General features: G+C 66.6%; 13 protein-coding genes. 7 read left to right on the top strand and 6 right to left on the bottom strand.

The window, feature by feature from the left end; translation table 11 throughout:
• The first annotated feature begins 92 nt into the window (after positions 1–92).
• The 7 genes from AABE10_RS27355 to AABE10_RS27325 all read left to right on the top strand — a co-directional run bounded on the left by AABE10_RS27355 (position 93) and on the right by AABE10_RS27325 (position 13,394).
• Complete coding sequence (locus AABE10_RS27355) at positions 93–809, top strand: ABC transporter ATP-binding protein (RefSeq protein ID WP_342936523.1); 717 nt, start codon at positions 93–95, stop codon at positions 807–809.
• A complete protein-coding gene (locus AABE10_RS27350) occupies positions 806–2,212 on the top strand; it encodes an ABC transporter permease (RefSeq protein ID WP_342936341.1) in 1,407 nt (468 codons plus the stop codon). Before AABE10_RS27355 ends, AABE10_RS27350 begins: the two co-directional genes overlap by 4 nt.
• Before the next feature lie 34 nt (positions 2,213–2,246).
• Positions 2,247–3,023 (top strand): outer membrane lipoprotein-sorting protein, encoded by a 777-nt coding sequence (locus tag AABE10_RS27345; protein ID WP_342936340.1) that lies wholly within the window; start codon positions 2,247–2,249, stop codon positions 3,021–3,023.
• Positions 3,020–4,453, top strand: a complete 1,434-nt coding sequence (locus tag AABE10_RS27340; protein WP_342936339.1) for a hypothetical protein — start codon at positions 3,020–3,022, stop codon at positions 4,451–4,453. The genes AABE10_RS27345 and AABE10_RS27340 overlap by 4 nt, the downstream gene beginning before the upstream one ends.
• Before the next feature lie 79 nt (positions 4,454–4,532).
• A complete protein-coding gene (locus AABE10_RS27335) occupies positions 4,533–10,901 on the top strand; it encodes a type I polyketide synthase (RefSeq protein WP_342936338.1) in 6,369 nt (2,122 codons plus the stop codon).
• Between the two features lie 55 nt (positions 10,902–10,956).
• Complete coding sequence (locus tag AABE10_RS27330; protein ID WP_342936337.1) at positions 10,957–12,303, top strand: aminotransferase class I/II-fold pyridoxal phosphate-dependent enzyme; 1,347 nt, start codon at positions 10,957–10,959, stop codon at positions 12,301–12,303.
• Entirely contained in the window at positions 12,300–13,394 is a 1,095-nt protein-coding gene (locus tag AABE10_RS27325) for a zinc-dependent alcohol dehydrogenase family protein (RefSeq protein ID WP_342936336.1), read from the top strand. The genes AABE10_RS27330 and AABE10_RS27325 overlap by 4 nt, the downstream gene beginning before the upstream one ends.
• 53 nt (positions 13,395–13,447) lie before the next feature.
• Here the strand turns inward: AABE10_RS27325 and AABE10_RS27320 are convergent, their stop codons facing one another.
• The 6 genes from AABE10_RS27320 to AABE10_RS27295 all read right to left on the bottom strand — a co-directional run bounded on the left by AABE10_RS27320 (position 13,448) and on the right by AABE10_RS27295 (position 18,728).
• Positions 13,448–14,191: an SDR family oxidoreductase gene (locus AABE10_RS27320; RefSeq protein WP_090864422.1), complete on the bottom strand. Its 744-nt coding sequence runs from the start codon at positions 14,189–14,191 to the stop codon at positions 13,448–13,450.
• A gap of 72 nt (positions 14,192–14,263) precedes the next feature.
• The gene (locus tag AABE10_RS27315) at positions 14,264–14,848 is read right to left on the bottom strand and encodes a TIGR00730 family Rossman fold protein (RefSeq protein ID WP_342936335.1); all 585 of its coding nucleotides are present in this window, start codon (positions 14,846–14,848) and stop codon (positions 14,264–14,266) included.
• The gene (locus AABE10_RS27310; RefSeq protein ID WP_342936334.1) at positions 14,845–15,567 is read right to left on the bottom strand and encodes a TetR/AcrR family transcriptional regulator; all 723 of its coding nucleotides are present in this window, start codon (positions 15,565–15,567) and stop codon (positions 14,845–14,847) included. Before AABE10_RS27310 ends, AABE10_RS27315 begins: the two co-directional genes overlap by 4 nt.
• Before the next feature lie 264 nt (positions 15,568–15,831).
• The gene (locus AABE10_RS27305; RefSeq protein WP_342936333.1) at positions 15,832–16,605 is read right to left on the bottom strand and encodes a diacylglycerol kinase; all 774 of its coding nucleotides are present in this window, start codon (positions 16,603–16,605) and stop codon (positions 15,832–15,834) included.
• A 114-nt stretch (positions 16,606–16,719) separates the two neighbouring features.
• Entirely contained in the window at positions 16,720–17,751 is a 1,032-nt protein-coding gene (locus AABE10_RS27300) for a glycosyltransferase family 1 protein (RefSeq protein WP_342936522.1), read from the bottom strand.
• 35 nt (positions 17,752–17,786) lie between these two features.
• Positions 17,787–18,728 (bottom strand): UDP-2,3-diacylglucosamine diphosphatase, encoded by a 942-nt coding sequence (locus AABE10_RS27295; protein WP_342936332.1) that lies wholly within the window; start codon positions 18,726–18,728, stop codon positions 17,787–17,789.
• Positions 18,729–18,958: the final 230 nt, after the last annotated feature.

Genomic DNA, 18,958 nt, shown 5'->3' with positions numbered 1-18,958 from the left:
AATCGTGGTTTTGCAGTATTTGCATTTGAGAACTAGAGAAAGGCCTGTATCGTGCGACGGCTTGAAGTCTTCGGATTCCAAAATTGTCCGCAATAGTCACCACCGCGATAAAGATTGAACGGCTCTGCAAGAGCTATTGGCTCGACAGCGTGCAGGTCGTCGGGCTCGCCGATGTCTCCGTCCGGATCGCATCGAATGCGCTCACCGTGCTGAGCGGACCGTCGGGCAGCGGCAAGACGACGCTGCTCAACATGATCGGTTGCATCGACCGGCCCGACAGCGGCCGCGTCGTGATCGACGGGCAGGACACGAACGCACTCTCCGACGATGCGCTGTCCGATTTCCGCGCGCGCCAGATCGGCTACGTGTTCCAGAACTTCAATCTGCTGCCCGTGCTGTCCGCGTATGAAAACGTCGAATATCCGCTGCTGATGGCGCGTCTGCCCGCGCGCGAGCGGACGCGGCGCGTCGCGGAACTGCTGGATGCCGTCGGGCTTGCGGACAAGGCGCGGCGACGGCCCGGGCAACTGTCGGGCGGCGAGCGTCAGCGTGTCGCGATTGCGCGCGCGCTCGCCGTCGAGCCGACGCTCGTGCTCGCCGACGAACCGACCGCGAATCTCGACAGCCACACAGGCGCGGCGATCATCGATCTGATCCGCCGGATGCAGCGGCAGCGCCGCGTGTCGTTCGTCGTGTCGTCGCATGATCCGCAGGTCCAGGCGGCCGCCGACGAACTCGTGCAGATCCGCGATGGCCGCATCGTGCATCACCAACGCGCGCTGCGCGCAACCGGGGGCGTCGCCGTATGAAGCAGGCACTGACCCTCGCGCTGCGCAATCTGCAGCGCAACCGTCGCCGCTCGGTCACGACGCTGCTCGCGATCGTCGTCGGCGTGTGCGCGATTCTGCTGTTCGGCGGCTTCAGCAAGGACATCACGCTCGGCATGCAGACGGACATCGTCCGGCACAGCGGCCATTTGCAGGTTCAGCGGCGCGGCTATTTCGCGTATGGCGTCGGCAACCCGACGGCCTACGGCATTCGCGATTACGCGAAGGTCGTCGACGCATTGCGCAACGACCTGGTGCTGCGCCCGATGACGCTCGTCGTCACGCCGACGCTGCAGCTGGGCGGCGTCGCGGGCAACTTCGATGCGGGCGTGTCGCGCACCGTGTACGCGGAAGGCACGGTTCCCGCCGATCAGACGCGCATGGAGGCGTGGAACGACTACGGGTTTCCGCTCGATCGCGAAGCGTCGCCGCTGCAAGGCACGGCCGACGATGCCGCCGTCATCGGCGAAGGGCTCGCGCGCGTGCTGCAACTTTGCGCGCCGCTGCACGTGAAGAATTGCGCGATGCCGCAGGCGCTGCTCGACGACCGCAAGCAGCGCGAGATGAACGCCGCGCCCGCCGACGTGCTTGCGCTCGCGGCAGCGGAAGCGTCGAGCGCGACGAAAGCGCCAGCGGCGGCCCGCATCGACATGCTCGCAACGAGCGTGCACGGCGCGCCGAACGTCGGCGGCTTTACGGTGGTGAAGGCCGAGCAGCAGGGCGTGAAGGAACTGGACGACATCTATCTCGCGCTGCATCTGGCGGGCGCGCAGCGCCTCGTCTACGGCGCGGACGAGCCGCGCGTGACGGCAATCGAAGTGCAACTGAAGCACACCGGGCAGTTGCCCGCCGCGCAGCGCCGCATCGAACAGCTGCTCGCCGCGCAGTTTCCCCAGCAGCCGATGGAAGTGCTCGACTTCGCCACCCTCAATCCGTTCTACGGACAAACGAACTCGATGTTCGACGTGATCTTCGGCTTCGTGTTCGTGCTGATCAGCGCAATCGTGCTGTTCGTCATCACGAACACGATGAGCACCGTGGTCGTCGAGCGCACTGTCGAGATCGGCACGCTGCGCGCAATGGGCAATCGCCGCAGCGATATCCAGCGGCTCTTCGTCTGCGAAGGGCTGCTGCTCGGCGCGTTCGGCACGGCGGCGGGCGTCGCCGTCGCGCTGCTGCTCGCGGCGTTGATCAATCGCAGCGGCCTCACGTGGACGCCGCCCGCGCGCGTCGACTCGATTGCGCTGACCGTGCGCGTCTGGGGCGAATGGCGGCCAATCGGGCTGACGTTCGCGACGCTCGCGTGCGTGGCGGTGCTGTCCGCATGGTGGCCCGCGCGGCGCGCAGCGCGGCTGTCGATCGTCGATGCGCTGCGTCATGTCTGAGTTGTCCTTGTTCTGTTCTGTCGGGAGTCGGTTCGTGCGTCGTCTGTTATTTGCCGGGTTGTTGTCCGGTGTCCTGATTTCGGGGGCGTTTGCCCAGGCCGCGCCGGATGCGCAGCGGATGCTCGCGGCCAGCGACGCGATCCGTTCGCCGTCCAGCCCTTTCGTGCTGAATGCCGCGCTGACGGAGTACCGCGCAGGCAAGCAGGTGGATTCGAACGTGCTGTCGATCTGGTCGAAACCCGACGACGGCGGCGGCACGTACCGCACGCTGGTGCGCTTCGAGGCCCCCGCGCGCGACACCGGCAAGCTGATGCTGAAGAACGGCAACGACTTGTGGTTCTACGATCCCGCGAGCCAGGCGAGCGTGCGCATTTCGCCGGACCAGCGGCTGCTCGGCCAGGAGTCGAATGGCGATGTCGTCACGACCAATTTCGCGCACGACTACACGGCGACGCTCAAGGGCACGGAAGACGTGATGGACGGCGACAGGCAGACGCGCCGCTGCAATTCCCTTTCGCTGACGGGCAACGTGCCGGGCCTGACGTACAGGCGCATCGACATGTGGCTCGATGCGCAATCGAGCCGGCCCGTGAAGGCAAAGTTCTATTCGGAAAGCGGCCGTCTGCTGAAGACGGCGTTCTATCGCAGCTATGCGCCGCAACTCGGCGCCGAGCGGCCGACCGAGATCGTCATCATCGACGGGCTCGATTCAAGCTGGGTGACGGTGCTGCGTTTCTCGAACTACGCGTGGCACGAGATTCCCGATGCGTGGCTGCAGCGCGACTATCTGCCGCGCTTCAAGCCGCAATGAGTTTGACCGGTTCACGCGGGCTGACGTCGATTGCGCTCGCTTCGCTGGTTGCTTTCGTTTCGTGGCTGCCGGATACGGCGTCTGCGACAACGGCGGGAGACGACGGAGAAGCCGCGGCTTCCAATGACGTCGCGGATGAGGTGCCGGCGTTGCCGGCTGCGTCGTCCGATGCGGCAAATCCCGCGGACGCAGCAAACGCAACGAACGCAGCAAACGCAACGTCCGCCGCCGACACCGCCGCGCTGAATCTCGCCGATGCCGTGCCGGCGGCCACTGCGCCGTCGCCGGCCGTGCATCCGTGGAAGTTCTTCGTGCAGGACGCCGTGCGCGAGAGCGGCTATCGCGATGCACCGTCGTCGCTGCGCAATCAGCTTTCGTTCGATCTGCTGTATCAGCAGGCCATCGTGCCTTCGGTGAGCGTGAACTTCTCCGCGCGTTTCGACCGCTTCGATCCGCTGTCGCAATCGGCGGCGCCGCACCGGAGCGAAAGCACGATCCGCGAGGCATTCGCGTCATGGAACGTGACGCCGCTCACGGGCGTCGACGCGGGGCGCATCAACGAGCGTCTCGGCGCGGGCGTCGGCTACAACCCGACCGATTTCTTCAAGGCGGGCGCCGTCAACCTCGACGTATCGCCGGACCCGGAAAGCCGCCGCACGAACCGCCTCGGCACGGTCGGCGTGCGCGCGCAGCATCTGTGGGATGGCGGCTCGGCGCAGTTGCTCTTTTCTCCGCGGCTCGCGAGCTACAGCGCGCCCGGCAATCCGTTTGCGTCGTCCGATCTGCAGCGCACGAACGGCGTGAACCGGTGGCTTTTCGTCGGCAGCCAGCGCGTGTCGGCGTCGGTGCAGCCGCAACTGCTCGTGTATGGCGAGCAGGGGCAAGCGCCGCAGGTGAGCCTGAACCTGAGCGTCGTGCCGGCGAGTTCCGTCGTCGCCTACGCGGAATGGACGGGCGGGCGCCGCGCGTCGCTGATCGGCCGTTCGACGGGCGTCGACGATCGCGCGTTTCGCACGAGCTCGGCTATCGGCGCGACATGGACGACGCCGCTCGATCTGTCGATCACGGCCGAGTTGCAGAGCAACGGCGCGGGCGCGACGCCTGCGCAATGGCGCGCGTTGCAGTCGAACGATCCGCGCGCGTGGGGCAGCGCAGTGCAAACGGGCGTCGCCTCGCAGGATCTGCCGACGCGTCATGGCGCGTTCGTGATGGCGATCTGGCGCAACGCCGGCATTCGCCGGCTCGATCTGTCCGCATTCGTGCAGGCCGATCAGGGCGGCGGCCGTCAGGCCTGGCTGGAACTGCGGCGCCACTTCGACCGCTTCGACGTCGCGTTGCAGTTGCAGCGCCAGGGCGGGCCATCGTGGAACCGCTACGGCGCGATGCCCGAGTCGCGCAGCGTGCAGATGCTCGCGACCTTCTACGAATAAATAAAAGCGTATGCGCACGGCGTGCCGCCACAGCGAACGCGACTCAAGAACCACACTCAACAGGACAGGAAAACTGATCATGCGCGATATCGCGATAGTAGGCATGGCATGCCGTTTCCCGGCGGGACTCGACGATCTCGATGCGTTGCTGGCGGCGCTGCGCCAGCGCACGGTGACGGCCGGCCCGGTGCCCGCCGACCGCTGGGACGCGGCACGCTACTACGCCGCCGACGAAAGCGCCAAGGGCAAGGCCTATGTCGACAAGGCGAACTTCCTGAAGCAGGACATTCGCGCGATCGACGCCGGCTTCTTCGATCTGCCGCCGCGCGTCGCCGAAAATCTCGATCCGATGCAGCGCCTGTTGCTCGAACTGATCTGGGAAGCGTTCGAGAACGCGGGCCTCGATCTGACCGCGCATGCGGGCAAGAAAGTCGGCGTGTATGTCGGCGGCTTCATGCTGGACCACATGATCACGCTGATGCAGCCGGCCAACCGCGCGCGCCACAACGCGAATACCGCGGCGGGCATGATGATGACGATGCTGTCCAACCGGCTTTCGCATGCATTCGATCTGCGCGGGCCGAGCCTGTCGATCGACACGGCGTGCTCGTCGTCGCTGGTTGCGTTCAGCTATGCGTGCCGCGACATCTGGAACGGCGACTGCGAGATGGCCGTGGTCGGCGGCGCCAACGTGATGACGCGTCCCGAGTACCCGATCGGCATGTGCAAGGGGCAATTCCTGTCGCGCGACGGCCAGTGCAAGTCGTTCGATGCGCGCGGCGACGGTTATGGCCGAGGCGAAGGCGGCGGTGTCGTCGTGCTGAAGACGCTGGAGCGCGCGCTCGCCGACGGCGACACGATACTCGGGACGGTCGCGGGCGCGGGCGTCAATTCCGATGGCCGCACGCCGGGCATCTCGATGCCGAGCGCGGACGCGCAAAGCGCGCTGATCCGCGAGGTGTGCGAGCGCTTTGCGATCGACGTGTCGAAGGTTCGCTACGTCGAATGCCACGGTACAGGGACGGCGGTAGGCGACCCGATCGAGGCCGAGTCGATCGGCTCGGTGTACGGCACGGGCCGCGAGGGCGACGCGCGCGTCGTGCTCGGCTCGATCAAGAGCAACATTGGGCATCTGGAGGCTGGCGCGGGCATCGCGGGCATCATCAAGGCCGTGCTGACGCTGATGCATCGCGAGGCGTTCCCGCTCGGCAATCTGCAAACGCCGCATCCCGGCATCGACTTCGAGAAGCTTGGCGTGCGTCTCGCCGATGCGCCGATCCGGCTCGCACAGGACGATGAGCCCGACGGCGAGCCGTTCCTCGTCGCGGTCAATTCGTTCGGCTATGGCGGCACGAATGCACACGTGGTGCTGCGCTCGGCGTCGAATTTCGACGGAGCGCGTAACGCGCGCGAGCAGGCCGACGCGACTCGTCGGCCTGCGGGCTTTCCGTCGATGCTGCCGCTCTCCGCGCGTCATCCGGAAGCGCTCAAGGCGTCGGCGCGGCGCTATCGCGCGCTGCTCGCGCAGCCGGAGACGAAGCTCGACGACCTGCTGTACTCCGCCGCGCTGCGCCGCGCGCATCTCAGCGAACGCGCCGTCGTGCTGGGCGCCGACCGCGCGACGCTCGTCGCCGCGCTGGACGCGCTCGCGCTGGGCGAAAAGAACGAGTGCGTCGTGACGGGCCAGCAGGCGCCGCAGGGCAACGCGCTGCCCGTGTGGGTGTTCACAGGCATGGGCCCGCAATGGTGGGCGATGGGCCAGCAGCTCTATCGCGAAGACGCCGTGTATCGCGCGGCCGTGGACGAGGCGGACGACATCTTCCAGCGTATCGCTGGCTTCTCGGTTCTCGCCGAGATGCTGAAGGACGAGCGCGAATCGCAGATCACGCGCACCGTGTATGCGCAGCCCGCCAACTTCCTCGTGCAGTGGGGCATCGTTGCGATGATGCGCGCGGCAGGCGTGACGCCGGGCGCGGTGGTGGGCCACAGCGTCGGCGAAGTGACGGCGGCCGCCGTGAGCGGCGCGCTCAGTCTCGAAGACGCGCTGCGCGTCGCTTACGAGCGCAGCCGCCTGCAGGCGCGCACGGCGGGCACGGGCAGCATGCTCGCCGTGGGCACCGGGCCGCAGGCGCTGACAGACGCGCTGAAAGCATACGAAGGCCGCATCGAAATCGCCGCCGTCAACGGGCCGAACACGATCACGCTCGCGGGCGAAACAGCGGCGATCATGCAGCTCGCGGCGGACCTGTCGCAGCGCGAGATCTTCAACCGCGTGCTCAACGTCGAGGTGCCGTATCACAGCTATCTGATGGAGCCGATTCTCGGCGAGTTGACGCAGCGGCTGCAACCGATCGTCGCGCGCGAGCCGTCGATTCCCGTCGTGTCGACCGTTACCGGCAAGCGCTTCGAGGGTCCGGCGTTCGGCGCCGGCTACTGGGCGCGGAACGTGCGCGAGCCTGTCTCGTTCATGCAGGCCGTGCAGGGCTTGCTCGACGAAGGCTTCGTCACGTTCGTCGAAGTGGGACCGCACCCGGTGCTGTCGTCGGCGCTGCGCGATTGCGCGAAGCTGCGCGCGAACGAGATCCGCCTCGTCGAAACGCTGCGCCGTAACGAAACGAACCACGAGCCCGAATGCGCGCGCGTGCACCGCGCCGTCGCGCAGATCTTCGCGAACGGGGCCGCGATCGACTGGACGCCGCTCAACGGCTACGGCCGTTTCACCGCGCTGCCGAACTATCCGTGGCAGCGCGAGCGCCTGTGGCTCGAATCCGATCGGGCCGCGTATCAGCGCATCGGCCCGACCGACCGGCCGCTGCTCGGCAACGAGCACTATCCCGCGCACGACGTCTGGATCAACGATCTCGAGCATCAGAACCTTGCGTGGCTGAAGGACCACGTCGTATCGGGCACGCCCATCATGCCGGCTGCCGGCTACATCGAGACGCTGCTCGAAGCGGCTGCCACGCTGCATCCCGATGCGCCGGGCTGGACGGTCTCCGACGTCGCGATTCACGCGCCGCTCGTCATGGCGGGCGATCGCGCGATCGATTACGTGTGCGCGTACGAGCGCGGCACGCGTGGCGTCGCGATCCGCAGCCTCGAAGGCGGCAGGATCGGCGAGGGCACGCTGCATCTGACGGGCACGGTCGCGGCATTGAAGGCCGCCGATGCCGCGCGTGTCGATATCGAGGCGCTGAAGGCTACGCTCGACCGTCCCGTCGATGCGCAAGCCTTCTATCGCGAACTCGCGCGCATGGGCCTGCAATACGGTCCCGCGTTCCAGTCGATCCGCTCGCTGCACAAGGTGGCGTCAGGCGGCCGCGTGCTCGTGCGCATCGAGTGTCCGGCGCATCTGCCGCGCGACGGCTACCGCGCGCATCCGTCGATGCTCGATGCGTGTTTCCAGGCGCTCGTCGGCATTCTGGACGACAGCGACTCGACCTGGCTGCCGACAGGCTTCAGCGAGATGCGCGTGCTCGCGCCGTCGCTGCCGATGGCCTACTGGTGCGAGGCGGTGCGCGTGAACGCGACGCCGCGGCACGTCGACGCCGACATCACGATCGCCGACGACAGCGGCCGCGTGCTGGCCGTGATTCGCGGGATGCGCGTGACGGCGTCGTCGGCGAAGCTGGAACGCACGGATGCGTGGGGCGATCCCGTGAAGCTGCAAATGCTGCGCTACGAATGGTCGGACGGCGCGCGCCTGCCGGAGCCGAAGCGGCTCGGCCACTGGCTGATCGTCGAGGACGATGCGGCCGCGCAAACCGCCGACACGATCGCGGCCGGCTTCGAAGCGTTCGGCGTGCCGATGTGCGCGCGTCTGAACGTTGCGGCGTATGTCGAGACGCGCAACGGCCAGCGCGCGCTGCGTGCCGATGCGAACGCAGCGATCGGGGCCGCGCTCGACGAAGCGGGCCCGTTCGACGGCGCGGTTTTCCTGCATGGTCTCAACGCATGCGCTGATAGCGACGATCCGACGTCGACGGCCGCGCTGCTGCTGATGCATGCCGTCACGAAGCATCTGGCCGCATCGCCCGCGCCGCAGCGTCCGCGCGCTTACGTGGTGACGCGCGCGGCGTTCGACACGACTCAGCAAGGCGCGCACGTCGAACCGGCGCAGACAGCGCTCAACGGCTTCGCGCGCGTTGCGTTCAACGAGATCGAAGGCATGCGTTTTTCGAGCATCGATCTGTCGGCGGCAGCGAGCGCGGACGACATCGATGCCGCGATTCTCGAATTGCTGTGCGATGCGCCCGAAGACGAAGTCGCGATCCGCCGAGGGCAGCGCCTGTTCAGCCAGCTGACGGCGAATCCGTGGCTCACGCAGCCGCTCGTCGAGACCGTCGCGCCCGACGGCGCCCGCAGGTTGCTCGTGCGCGCGCTGGGCGAGCGCCAGGAAGACGACGGGAGCGCGGGCAGCGTGAAGCTGATCGAAGTGACGCACGAGCCGCTGGCCGATGATGGCCTCGAACTGAAGATCGAAGCGGTGGCGTTGACGAGCCGCGCACTGCGCGCGTCGACGGGCGACCGGTTCGATGACGATTTCGTCGAAGTGGTGGCGACGGTGAGCGGCATCGGTTCGAACGTGACGGATCTGCGCGAGGGGCAGCGCGTGTACGGACTCGCGCCCGCCGATTTCGCGACGCATATCCGCGGTCCACGCGCCGCGTTCCATCTGACGCCGTTGCCGGATCATGCAACGCCCGCATCGATGCTGGTTGCCGCCAGCCGTGCAGCCGTGGCGACGCGTGTCGTCGAACAGGCCGATCTCGGCGCGGATTCGTTCGCGCTGGTGCTGGCCGATGAAAGAGGTCTCGCGGTGGCGGCGGCGCTGCGCGCGCAAGGCGTCGACGTGACATTGATCGCGGCTGACCCGGCGGCCTCGCACGAAGGCGCGCTCGCCGCGACGCACGACGCGATCGAGCGCGCGTGCGCCGAGCGCACGCAAGGCCGTGGCTTCGATGCGATCGCCGCGCCGCTGTGCGACTGGGCCGAACGATTCGGCTGGCGCGCGCTCGCGGCGGGCGGCGTGCTGATCGACACGGCCGCGCGCGCCCGTCCCGTGACGATGCCGCGCGCTTCGTCGTCGGTCGTGCGCTCGGATCTGACCGTGCTGACGCAGCGCGCCGGGCGATTTGCCTCTGCATTGCAGCGTGCCGTTGCGTGCGCCGAACGCGGCGAGCTTGCGAGCGCCGACAGCCTGTCGGTGTCGCTCGCCGATCTCGCGACCCGCAAGCTCGCGATGCCGGACAGCGAGGTGTCGCTGATCGTGCGCTTCGACGATGCAGCGACGCCGTTGCCCGTGCAGGTCCACGAGTCCGTCGCGTTCGATCCCGACGCGACGTATCTGGTGACGGGCGGACTCGGCGGCTTCGGCCAGAAAACGGCGCGCTGGCTTGCCGATCATGGCGCGCGTCATCTCGTGCTCGCGTCGCGCAGCGGCGCGGATACGGTGGAGCGCCGCGCATTCGTCGACGACCTTGCGGCGCGCGGCGTGCAGGTGCTGTGCGTGCCGTGCGACGTGTCGGACGCGGCGCAGATGCGCGATCTGTTCGGCGTCATCGCGCACACGGGCAGGCCGCTGCGTGGCGTGTTTCACTCGGCGGCCGTCATCGTCGACGAACCCATCGTCGAACTGAATCCGCAGAATCTCGTCTCCGTGATGCGCAACAAGGCGGAAAGCGCGCGCCTGCTGCACGAACTCACGCGCGGCATGCCGCTCGATCACTTCGTGCTGTTCTCGTCGATTGCGAATCTGGTCGGCAACAGCCGCCAGGCGAGCTATGCGAGCGCGAACGGCTACCTCGACGGGCTTGCGTGGCATCGTCATTCGCTCGGTCTGCCCGCGACCAGCATCAACTGGGGGGCGATCGCCGACGTCGGCGTCGTCACGCGCGACGAAAAGCTCGAACAGTTCATGCGCTACATGGGGTTGCGCGGAATGGAGTCGGCCGAAGCGCTCGGCTGGCTCGAGCGCGCGATGCGCCGCGGCGTGCCGCAACTCGGCGTGACGCTGATCACGAACTGGGCCGACTGGGGCCGTTATGAAACGCTGGGCAGCCAGTCGCCGCGTTTCGCCGGTCTGATCGCAGCCGACACAAACCGCGATGCCGGTGCGCGCGACGTGCTCAAGGCCGAGCTTGCCGCGCTGCCCGGCTCCGAGCGCTTCACGGTGCTCGCGGGACTGGTCGCGTCGCTGATCGCCGACGAACTCGAAACGTCTGCGGAAGGCATCCCCATCGACCGGCCGATTCTCGACCTCGGCGTCGATTCGCTGATGGCCACCGAGATCCAGATGGTGCTCGATCGCGGTCTGGGCATCAGCGTATCGGTGCTGGAGATTCTCGACGACCTGACGATCCGCGCGATCGTCGACAAGACGCTTGCATCGTTCGGCTGGGGCGATGCGCAGGAAGCCTCGCATGCGCTGATGGAGAAGTCGGCATGAGCGGGCGGCTTCGCAACGCGATTGGCAACACGCGACACATGGGGGAGACGCAGCGATGACGACGGGATCGCATATCGAACGGCTGCGCGCGCGGCTGCTCGGCAAAACGGGTGCGTCGCGCGCGGACGCCGATGCGGACGCGCCGCCCGCCGTGGACAGGCGCGTGACCGTCAAGCCGGAGCACTACGACTTCGCGCACTTCCCGGAGATGCGCGAGTACGCGAACACGCGCTGGTACTACGACAACCAGGGCTTCGAATGGAACATGTTCCGCGAGCACGTGGGCGTGACGAGTGCCGAAATCGAGGTCGACGGGCGGCGCATGATCAATTTTTCGTCGTACAACTATCTCGATCTTGCGGGCGATCCGCGCGTGAAAGAGGCCGCGAAAAGAGCCATCGACGATTACGGCACGTCGACGGGGTCGGGGCGCATCATCGTCGGCGAGATACCGCTGTTCGGCGAGTTCGAGCGCGAGCTTGCCGATGTGCTCGGCGTCGAAGCAGCCGTGATGGGCGTGAGCGGCTGGGGCACGAATGCAGGCGCGATCGGCTATCTCGCGCGCAAGCAGGACCTGATCCTGTATGACGAGCTGGTGCACAACAGCATGCTGACGGGCGCGAAGATCAGCGGCGCGCGGCGCTTTGCGTTTCCCCACAACGACTGCGACGCGCTGGATCGTTTGCTGAGCGAGCATCGCGGCCAGTACGAGCGCGTGCTGATTCTCACGGAAGGCGTGTTCAGCATGGACGGCGACATCCCCGACGTGCCGCGGCTCATCGACATCAAGCGGCGTCACAAGGCGCTGCTGATGGTCGACGAGGCGCATTCGATGGGGGTGATCGGTCCGCGAGGCCTCGGCGTCGTCGACTATTTCAGCTTGAATGGTGCGGATATCGACATTCACTTCTCGACGCTGTCGAAGTCGTTCGCGACGATAGGCGGTTACGTGGCAGGGCGCAAAGAGCTGGTGACGATGCTCAAGCACTACGCGCCGGGCATCGGTCTCTACATCGCCTCGCCGAACCCGGCCAACGCGGCGGCTGCGCTGGAGGCATTGCGCATCATGCGCGCGGAACCCGAGCGCGCGCGCAACGTGGTCGCGATCGCCGACTATTTCCGCGAGCGCGCGCAGGCAGCGGGCCTCGACATCGGGCCGAGCCATGCTTCAGCCGTCGTGCCCGTGATGATCGCGGAGTCGGAGACGGCGCTATGGCTCGCGGCGCGACTTTTCGACCACGGCGTGTTCGCGTTTCCGATGATCTTTCCGGTGGTGCCACGCGACGCCGCGCGGCTGCGATTCTTCCTCAACACGGCGCACACGCGCGAGCACGTCGACGGGACGATCGCGTTGCTCGCGCAACTCAAGGCCAGCGCGCCGCCCGCGAAGGGGCTCTTTTGAAGCAGATCTGTTTCGATGCGTTCGGGCCGCCCGCGCTGGTCGCGCGCTGTCACGAGATCGCCGATCCCGGTTCGCCGGCGGCGTGGGAAGTCGTTGTCGACATCGATGCCTGCACGATTACGCCCGCTGATCTCGCGCGGCTCGCCGGGCGCTATGGCGAACTGCCGACGCTGCCCGCGACGCTCGGCCTCGAAGGCGTAGGGCATGTGACGGCGTGCGGCGCGTCGGTGAAGACGCTGGCCGTCGGCGACCGCGTGATCGTCGTCGGCAACGACAACTGGTGTCAGCGCAGACGTCTGCCCGCCGCGATGCTTCACAAGGTGCCCGCGCATCTCGACGTGTTGCAGCTCGCGGCGCTGAAAGTAAGCGCATGCACGGCGCTCGAACTGGTGCGGCGCGCGGCACCCCTCGCGCGCGGCGACTGGATCGTGCAGACGGCGCCGCTTTCGAGCGTCGGACGCGCGGTGATGCAGGTTGCGCGGCACGACGGCTTGCGCACGCTCAACGTCGTGCGGCGTCCCGAGGCTGCTGCCGAAGTGCTCGCGGCTGGTGGGGACGCCGCGGTCGAAGACGGTCCGCTGCTCGCCGACGCGGTGCGTCGCGCGACGGACGGCGCGCCGCTTTCGATCGCGCTCGACGCGGTCGGCGGTGACGGTGTGGCGCGGCTCGCCGCGCTGCTCGCGCGCAGCGGCACGCTCGTCAACTACGGGATGCTGTCCGGGCAGCCGATGCGCATCGACTGCGAGCACGCGATTTTTGGCGGCGTCACGGTCAAGGGTTTCTGGCTGACGCAGCGGCTATCGCGCATGTCGCTCGCGCAACGCGACGCACTGATCGGCGAGGCCGTCGATCTGCTCGAACGCGGCGTGTTGCAGACGCAGGTGTCGGCCACTTTCGCGCTCGAGGCGATCGGCGACGCGTTGCGGCATGCCGATCAGCCGGGTCGGCGCGGCAAGGTGTTCTTGCTGCCGAATGGTCCGTTGAACGGTTCGTTGCCAGGGCCGCTGTGCGCGCCGTCATCCGGCGAGACGGAGGAGGCGGCTGTGACATCGCGGGAATGCACCGACGCTGACGCGCTCGCTCCGGGCTGACAGTCTGCGCATCGGGCAAGCAGAAGCCGTCGCGGCGGCTCGAAGAAAAGAAATCAGCGGCCGGCGCTCACATCGAGCAGCGCGCCGTTCACATACGATGCCGCGTCGCTCAGCAGCCAGACGATTGCCTCGGCGACTTCTTCGGCCGTGCCCGGACGGCCCAGCGGCGTTTGCGCGCCGAGCACGGCGGCGCGGTCGGGGCGCCCGCCGCTCGCGTGGATGTCGGTGTCGATCAGGCCCGGGCGCACGGCATTCACGCGCACGCCTTGCGGGCCGAGTTCCTTCGCGAGGCCGATCGTCATCGTATCGACGGCGCCTTTCGAGCCAGCGTAATCGACGTATTCGTTCGGCGACCCGAGCCGCGACGCCGCCGACGACACATTGACGATCGCACCGCCATGTCCGCCGCGATCCTTCGCCATGCGCCGCGCCGCTTCCCGCGCGCACAGATACGCGCCGTACACGTTGACGTCGAACATCCGCTTCAGGCGCGCGGCATCCATGTCGGCGAGCGGCATCGAAGGCGCGACGATGCCCGCGTTGTTCACGAGCGCATCGATGCGGCCATACGCGCTTTCGAGCGCATCAAACATCGCGACGACCTGCGCTTCGTCGGCGACGTCGCCCGCGATCACGCGCGCGTGGCCGCCCGCGCGCCCGACTTCGGCGGCTGCTTCTTTCGCGGCGGCTTCGTTGGCCGCATAGTTGATGCCGACCGACCAGCCGCGTGCGCCGAGCAAACGCGCCGTCGCGCGGCCGATGCCGCGGCTCGCACCCGTGATCAGAACCACTTTCATCGTGTGTGCCTCATCTGTGCCTGATGTGTGCCCGATGTGTGCTGCCAACGAGAAAATGCCGCGTGCCGCGCGTCACACGCGCTCGCGCCGGTCCGCCCACTTGTCGCGCGCGGGCGGCTGATAGCGCTGCAGCTTGGCGATCAGCGCGGCGGGGTCGTTGTCGATCTGCAGGATGTCGAAGTACGTCTGACGCATGAAGCCTTCCTGCACGGTATGCTCCAGCAGCGAAATCAGCGGATCGTAGAAGCCGTCGATGTTCAGCACGGCCACCGCCTTCTGGTGATAGCCGAGCTGCGCCCACGTATAGACCTCGAACAGTTCTTCGAGCGTGCCCGCGCCGCCCGGCAGCGCGACGAACGCGTCCGACAGGTCGGCCATCATCTTCTTGCGCTGATGCATGTCGGGCACGACATGCAGTTCCGACAGGCCGTCGTGACCGACTTCCTTGTTGACCAGCAGCTCGGGGATCACGCCGATTGCGCGGCCGCCCGCGGCCATCACTTCATCGGCGATCACGCCCATCAGGCCGACCTTGCCGCCGCCATAGACGAGCGACAGGTTCGCATCGACGAGCGCCCGGCCGAACGCCTTCGCGGCGTCGCGATACAGCGGTTTGGCTCCGTCCGACGAGCCGCAATAAACACAGACTGCCTTCATCTTCCACTTTCCTTCGATTCGTTGCGAGGTTCGCGCGGCGGCAGATAGTCGTAGAACTCGCGCTGCGGATGCTTGCCCGACACCAGATCGTCGAACAGCTCGCGCGAGCGGCCGCGCAAATACGGCGCCATCAACGACACGATCTGCACGCTGACCTGATGCAGCTCGGCGCGAATCGCTTCCTGCTCGTTGTACTTGCGCGGATTCATCACGAACTGATACGACAGCCAGTATGTCGCGATCACGCCGATGTTGGTCGCGATCACCTTGATCTCGTCGGAAGTCGCGACCATTTCGCCGTCGGCGACGAGCTGCTCGCAGAACTGGCTCGCGAAGCGCACCTTGTGGCTGATGATCTGCTTGAAGTGCGTTTCGAGCGTGCGGTTGCGCGCGAGCAGATCGTTCAGGTCGCGATAGAGGAAGCGATAGCGCCACGTGAAATCGACCATGTACTGCAGATACGACCACATCTCGTCGATGGTCGCGCGATGGTCTTCCGGAAAACGCAGACGCTTTTCGATCTCCTGCTCGAACTGGCCGAAGATGCTGTTGATGATGTCGTCCTTGTTGCGGAAGTGGTAGTACAGGTTGCCTGGACTTATTTCCATTTCCTCGGCGATCGTCGTCGTCGTGACGTTCGGCTCGCCGATCTCGTTGAAGAGTTTCAACGATAGTTCGAGAATCCGTTCGCGCGTGCGGCGGGGAGGTTTGGCTTCCATATCGTCCGGCCCTGGTTTTCGGGCAGCCGCGATGCCTCGTGCTACGGCATGCTCCTCCGCCCGGTCTGGTTGGCTGTTTTTGAGACTATCGGACGATTATAAACCGACCGTTCTATACCCAGAACGCGCGCTTTGGTATAGCGCGGATGCGGCGGCATGGATGCTCTCGCGAGGGCTCGGGACGTGGGCTCGGCGCTTGCGCTCGGGTCTTGCGCGCGGCGGCTGGCGCCCTGATCGGAACGACCCGCCGAACGACCCGCCGGATCATCCGCCCACCCACCCGCTGACCCAGTGGACGACGAGCGGTCCGACGATCAGCGCCCAGGTCATCACGCACATGACGAGCGCGACCATCACGGCCGCGCTGCCGAGATCCTTCGCGCGCCGCGACAGCTCGTGCCGCTCGAGCGAGATGCGGTCGATGGCCGCCTCGACGCTCGAATTGAGCAGCTCGACGATCAGCACGAGGAACACGGAGCCGAGCAGCAGCACGCGCGACACGGGCTCGACGGGCACGACGATGCCGCACGGCACAAGAATGGCCGCAAGGGTCAGTTCCTGGCGAAACGCGCTTTCCTCGCGGATCGCGACGCGAAAGCCCGCGAACGAGTTCTTCATCGCGTGCCATGCGCGCGTGATGCCGCGATTGCCTTTGTACGGATTGAACGGCAGCGGCGCGAGGGGATCGTCGGGGCCGAGCGGCTCGTGCGGATCATGCGGCTCGGTGCGGGTGTCGCCGTGGACGTCGGCACCGGCTTCGATGTCGGTCTCGATCAGCGCGTCCTCTTCGGATGGCGCGGAATCGCGCCGTATCGACTTGCGCGTCGTGGATGACATGGGCGATGGCTTGCGTGCTGGACCAGGTTGAGTGCGTCCAGCATAACGCGACTGCGGCGCGCCGTCGTCATGCCGTTCGTGCACATCGCCGAAAGGCTCGCGGTCCGGCTCGGCGGCCGGACCGCCTTCGGACGCGGTGGTTTGGGCGTCGCGCAGCGATTCCTGCGGGGCGCGCAATGCGTTCGATTGTCTCGTTTGCATGGGCGTGGCGGGAAGTGAGGGCGCTCGCGCGTCGGGTCGTGCGCTTCGTCGGATACGCGCTTTGGATAGGCCGCTTTGAATGCACCGCTTCGAATACACCGCTTCGAATACACCTTACGCGGCGGCGTTTTCCTCGCTGTAGGCGGCGCGCGGCAACGGTTTCAGATGCGCGGCGAACTGTTCGGAGGCAGCCGTCCACGAGAAGCGCTCGGCCCATTCGCGCGCGCGGCTGCGGTCGATCTTCAGCGCTTCGAGACACGCCTCGCGCAGGTCTTCGTGCATCGCGCCCGCGCCGCCGTCGCCGAGCACGTCGATGGGGCCCGTCACGGGATACGCGGCGACAGGCGTGCCGCACGCGAGCGCTTCGAGCAGCACGAGGCCGAACGTGTCAGTGCGGCTCGGGAACACGAATACGTCGGCGGCCGCGTAGACCTTCGCGAGTTCGGCCTGCGTCAGCACGCCGAGATAGTTGACGGCGGGATAACGCGACTTGAGCTCGGCGAGCGCCGGGCCTTCGCCCGCGACCCACTTCGAGCCGGGCAGATCGAGCTTCAGGAACGCTTCGACGTTCTTCTCGACGGCGACGCGTCCGACGTACAGAAAGATCGGCCGCGCCGTGTTCAGCACCTTCGAGTCCATCATGTGGAAGATGTCGAGATCGACGCCGCGCGTCCACAGCACGACGTTCGTGAAGCCGTATTTTTCGAGGTCCGCCTTGACGACGGGCGTCGGCGCCATCACGGACAGCGACGGCTTGTGGAACCAGTGCAGGAAGCGATACGTCCACGCAAGCGGAATGCCGAAGCGCGCCTGCACGTACTCGGGAAAGCGCGTGTGATACGCGGTCGTGAACGGCAGCTTGTGCTCGATCGCATAGGCGCGCGCCGCGAGTCCGAGCGGGCCTTCCGTTGCGATGTGCAGCGCGTCCGGCTGGAATGCGTCGATGCGCTCGCGCAGATGGCGCTTCGGCAGCAGCGACAGGCGAATCTCGGGGTACGTCGGGCACGGAATCGTCTTGAACTCGAGCGGCGTCAGCAGATCGACCTTGTGGCCGATCTGCGTCAACTCGCGCGTCGTGTTCTTCAGCGTGCGGACGACTCCGTTGACCTGCGGCTCCCACGCATCGGTGACGATCATGATCTTCATGCAGTTGGCCCTCTCGTAGTGGTGGTTGTGTGCGGTCATGCCGTCGCGCGGGCCTTAGACGCGTTCGCTTGCGGAGAGCGGATCACGGTCCAGTAGATCACTTTCAGTTCGCCCTCGTACGTCTCGACGAGCGCCGACAGGCTCTCGACCCAGTCGCCGTCGTTGCAGTACAGCACGCCGTCGATCTCGCGGATCTCGGCCTTGTGGATGTGCCCGCACACGACGCCGTCGCACCCGCGGCGGCGCGCTTCGTCGGTCATCACGCGTTCGAACGACGAGATGAAGTTGACGGCGTTCTTCACCTGATGCTTCAGGTATTGCGACAGCGACCAGTACTGGAAGCCCAGCTTGCTGCGGATGCGGTTGAACCAGCGGTTGAGCACGAGAATCAGCGTATAGAGCGTGTCGCCGAGATACGCGAGCCACTTCGCGTGCTGGATCACGCCGTCGAACAGATCGCCGTGCACGATCCACAGCCGCTTGCCCGTGAGCGTCGTGTGAAACGCTTCGCCGCGCACGTGGATGTCGCCGAATGCGAGATCGCAGAACTGGCGCGCCGCTTCGTCGTGATTGCCGGGGATGTAGACCACCTGCGTGCCCTTGCGCGCCTTGCGCAGCACCTTCTGCACGACGTCGTTGTGCGCCTGCGGCCAGTACCAGCCCTTTTTCAGTTGCCAGCCGTCGATGATGTCGCCGACGAGGTACAGATACTCCGATTCGTTGTGCCGCAAGAAATCGAGCAGGTACGGCGCCTGGCATCCGCCCGAACCGAGGTGGATGTCCGAGAGCCAGATCGTGCGATAGCGATGCGAGTTCTCGTGATCGTCGTCGTGATGGCTTTCGTTGGGCGACGGCGGCGTCGGCAGATGCGGAATCGTCGGCAGCGTTGCTGAGGGGGAGCGGGGGCCGAAAGCGACGGGGTCGACGCTCGGGCCAGTCTGGCGGAAGAGGGAAGTCGCGGACGTGTTGTTGTCCATGGCTCACGCGTCGAGTTGCAGTACCCGCATTCCGCCATCGCCGCATGACGGAGCCGTGACATTCACGAGAAGTTCTTATTACGGATTGCGGTGTGTCGGCTCGATGCAACGCAACACGCGATGCGCGAATGCTGCGAGTGCGCGATCGGGCCTCGGGAAAGCCCTGGCCGCCTGTGTCTTGTGCGGATGTAAGCGATTGCATATCCTCTGAAACGTTTCAATCTCTGCGT

This window comes from Paraburkholderia diazotrophica, assembly GCF_038900755.1.
In the GTDB taxonomy this organism is placed as follows: Bacteria; Pseudomonadota; Gammaproteobacteria; order Burkholderiales; family Burkholderiaceae; genus Paraburkholderia; species Paraburkholderia diazotrophica_A.
The sequence above is the reverse complement of the archived record's forward strand: the minus strand, read 5'-3'. Positions and strand labels throughout refer to the sequence as shown.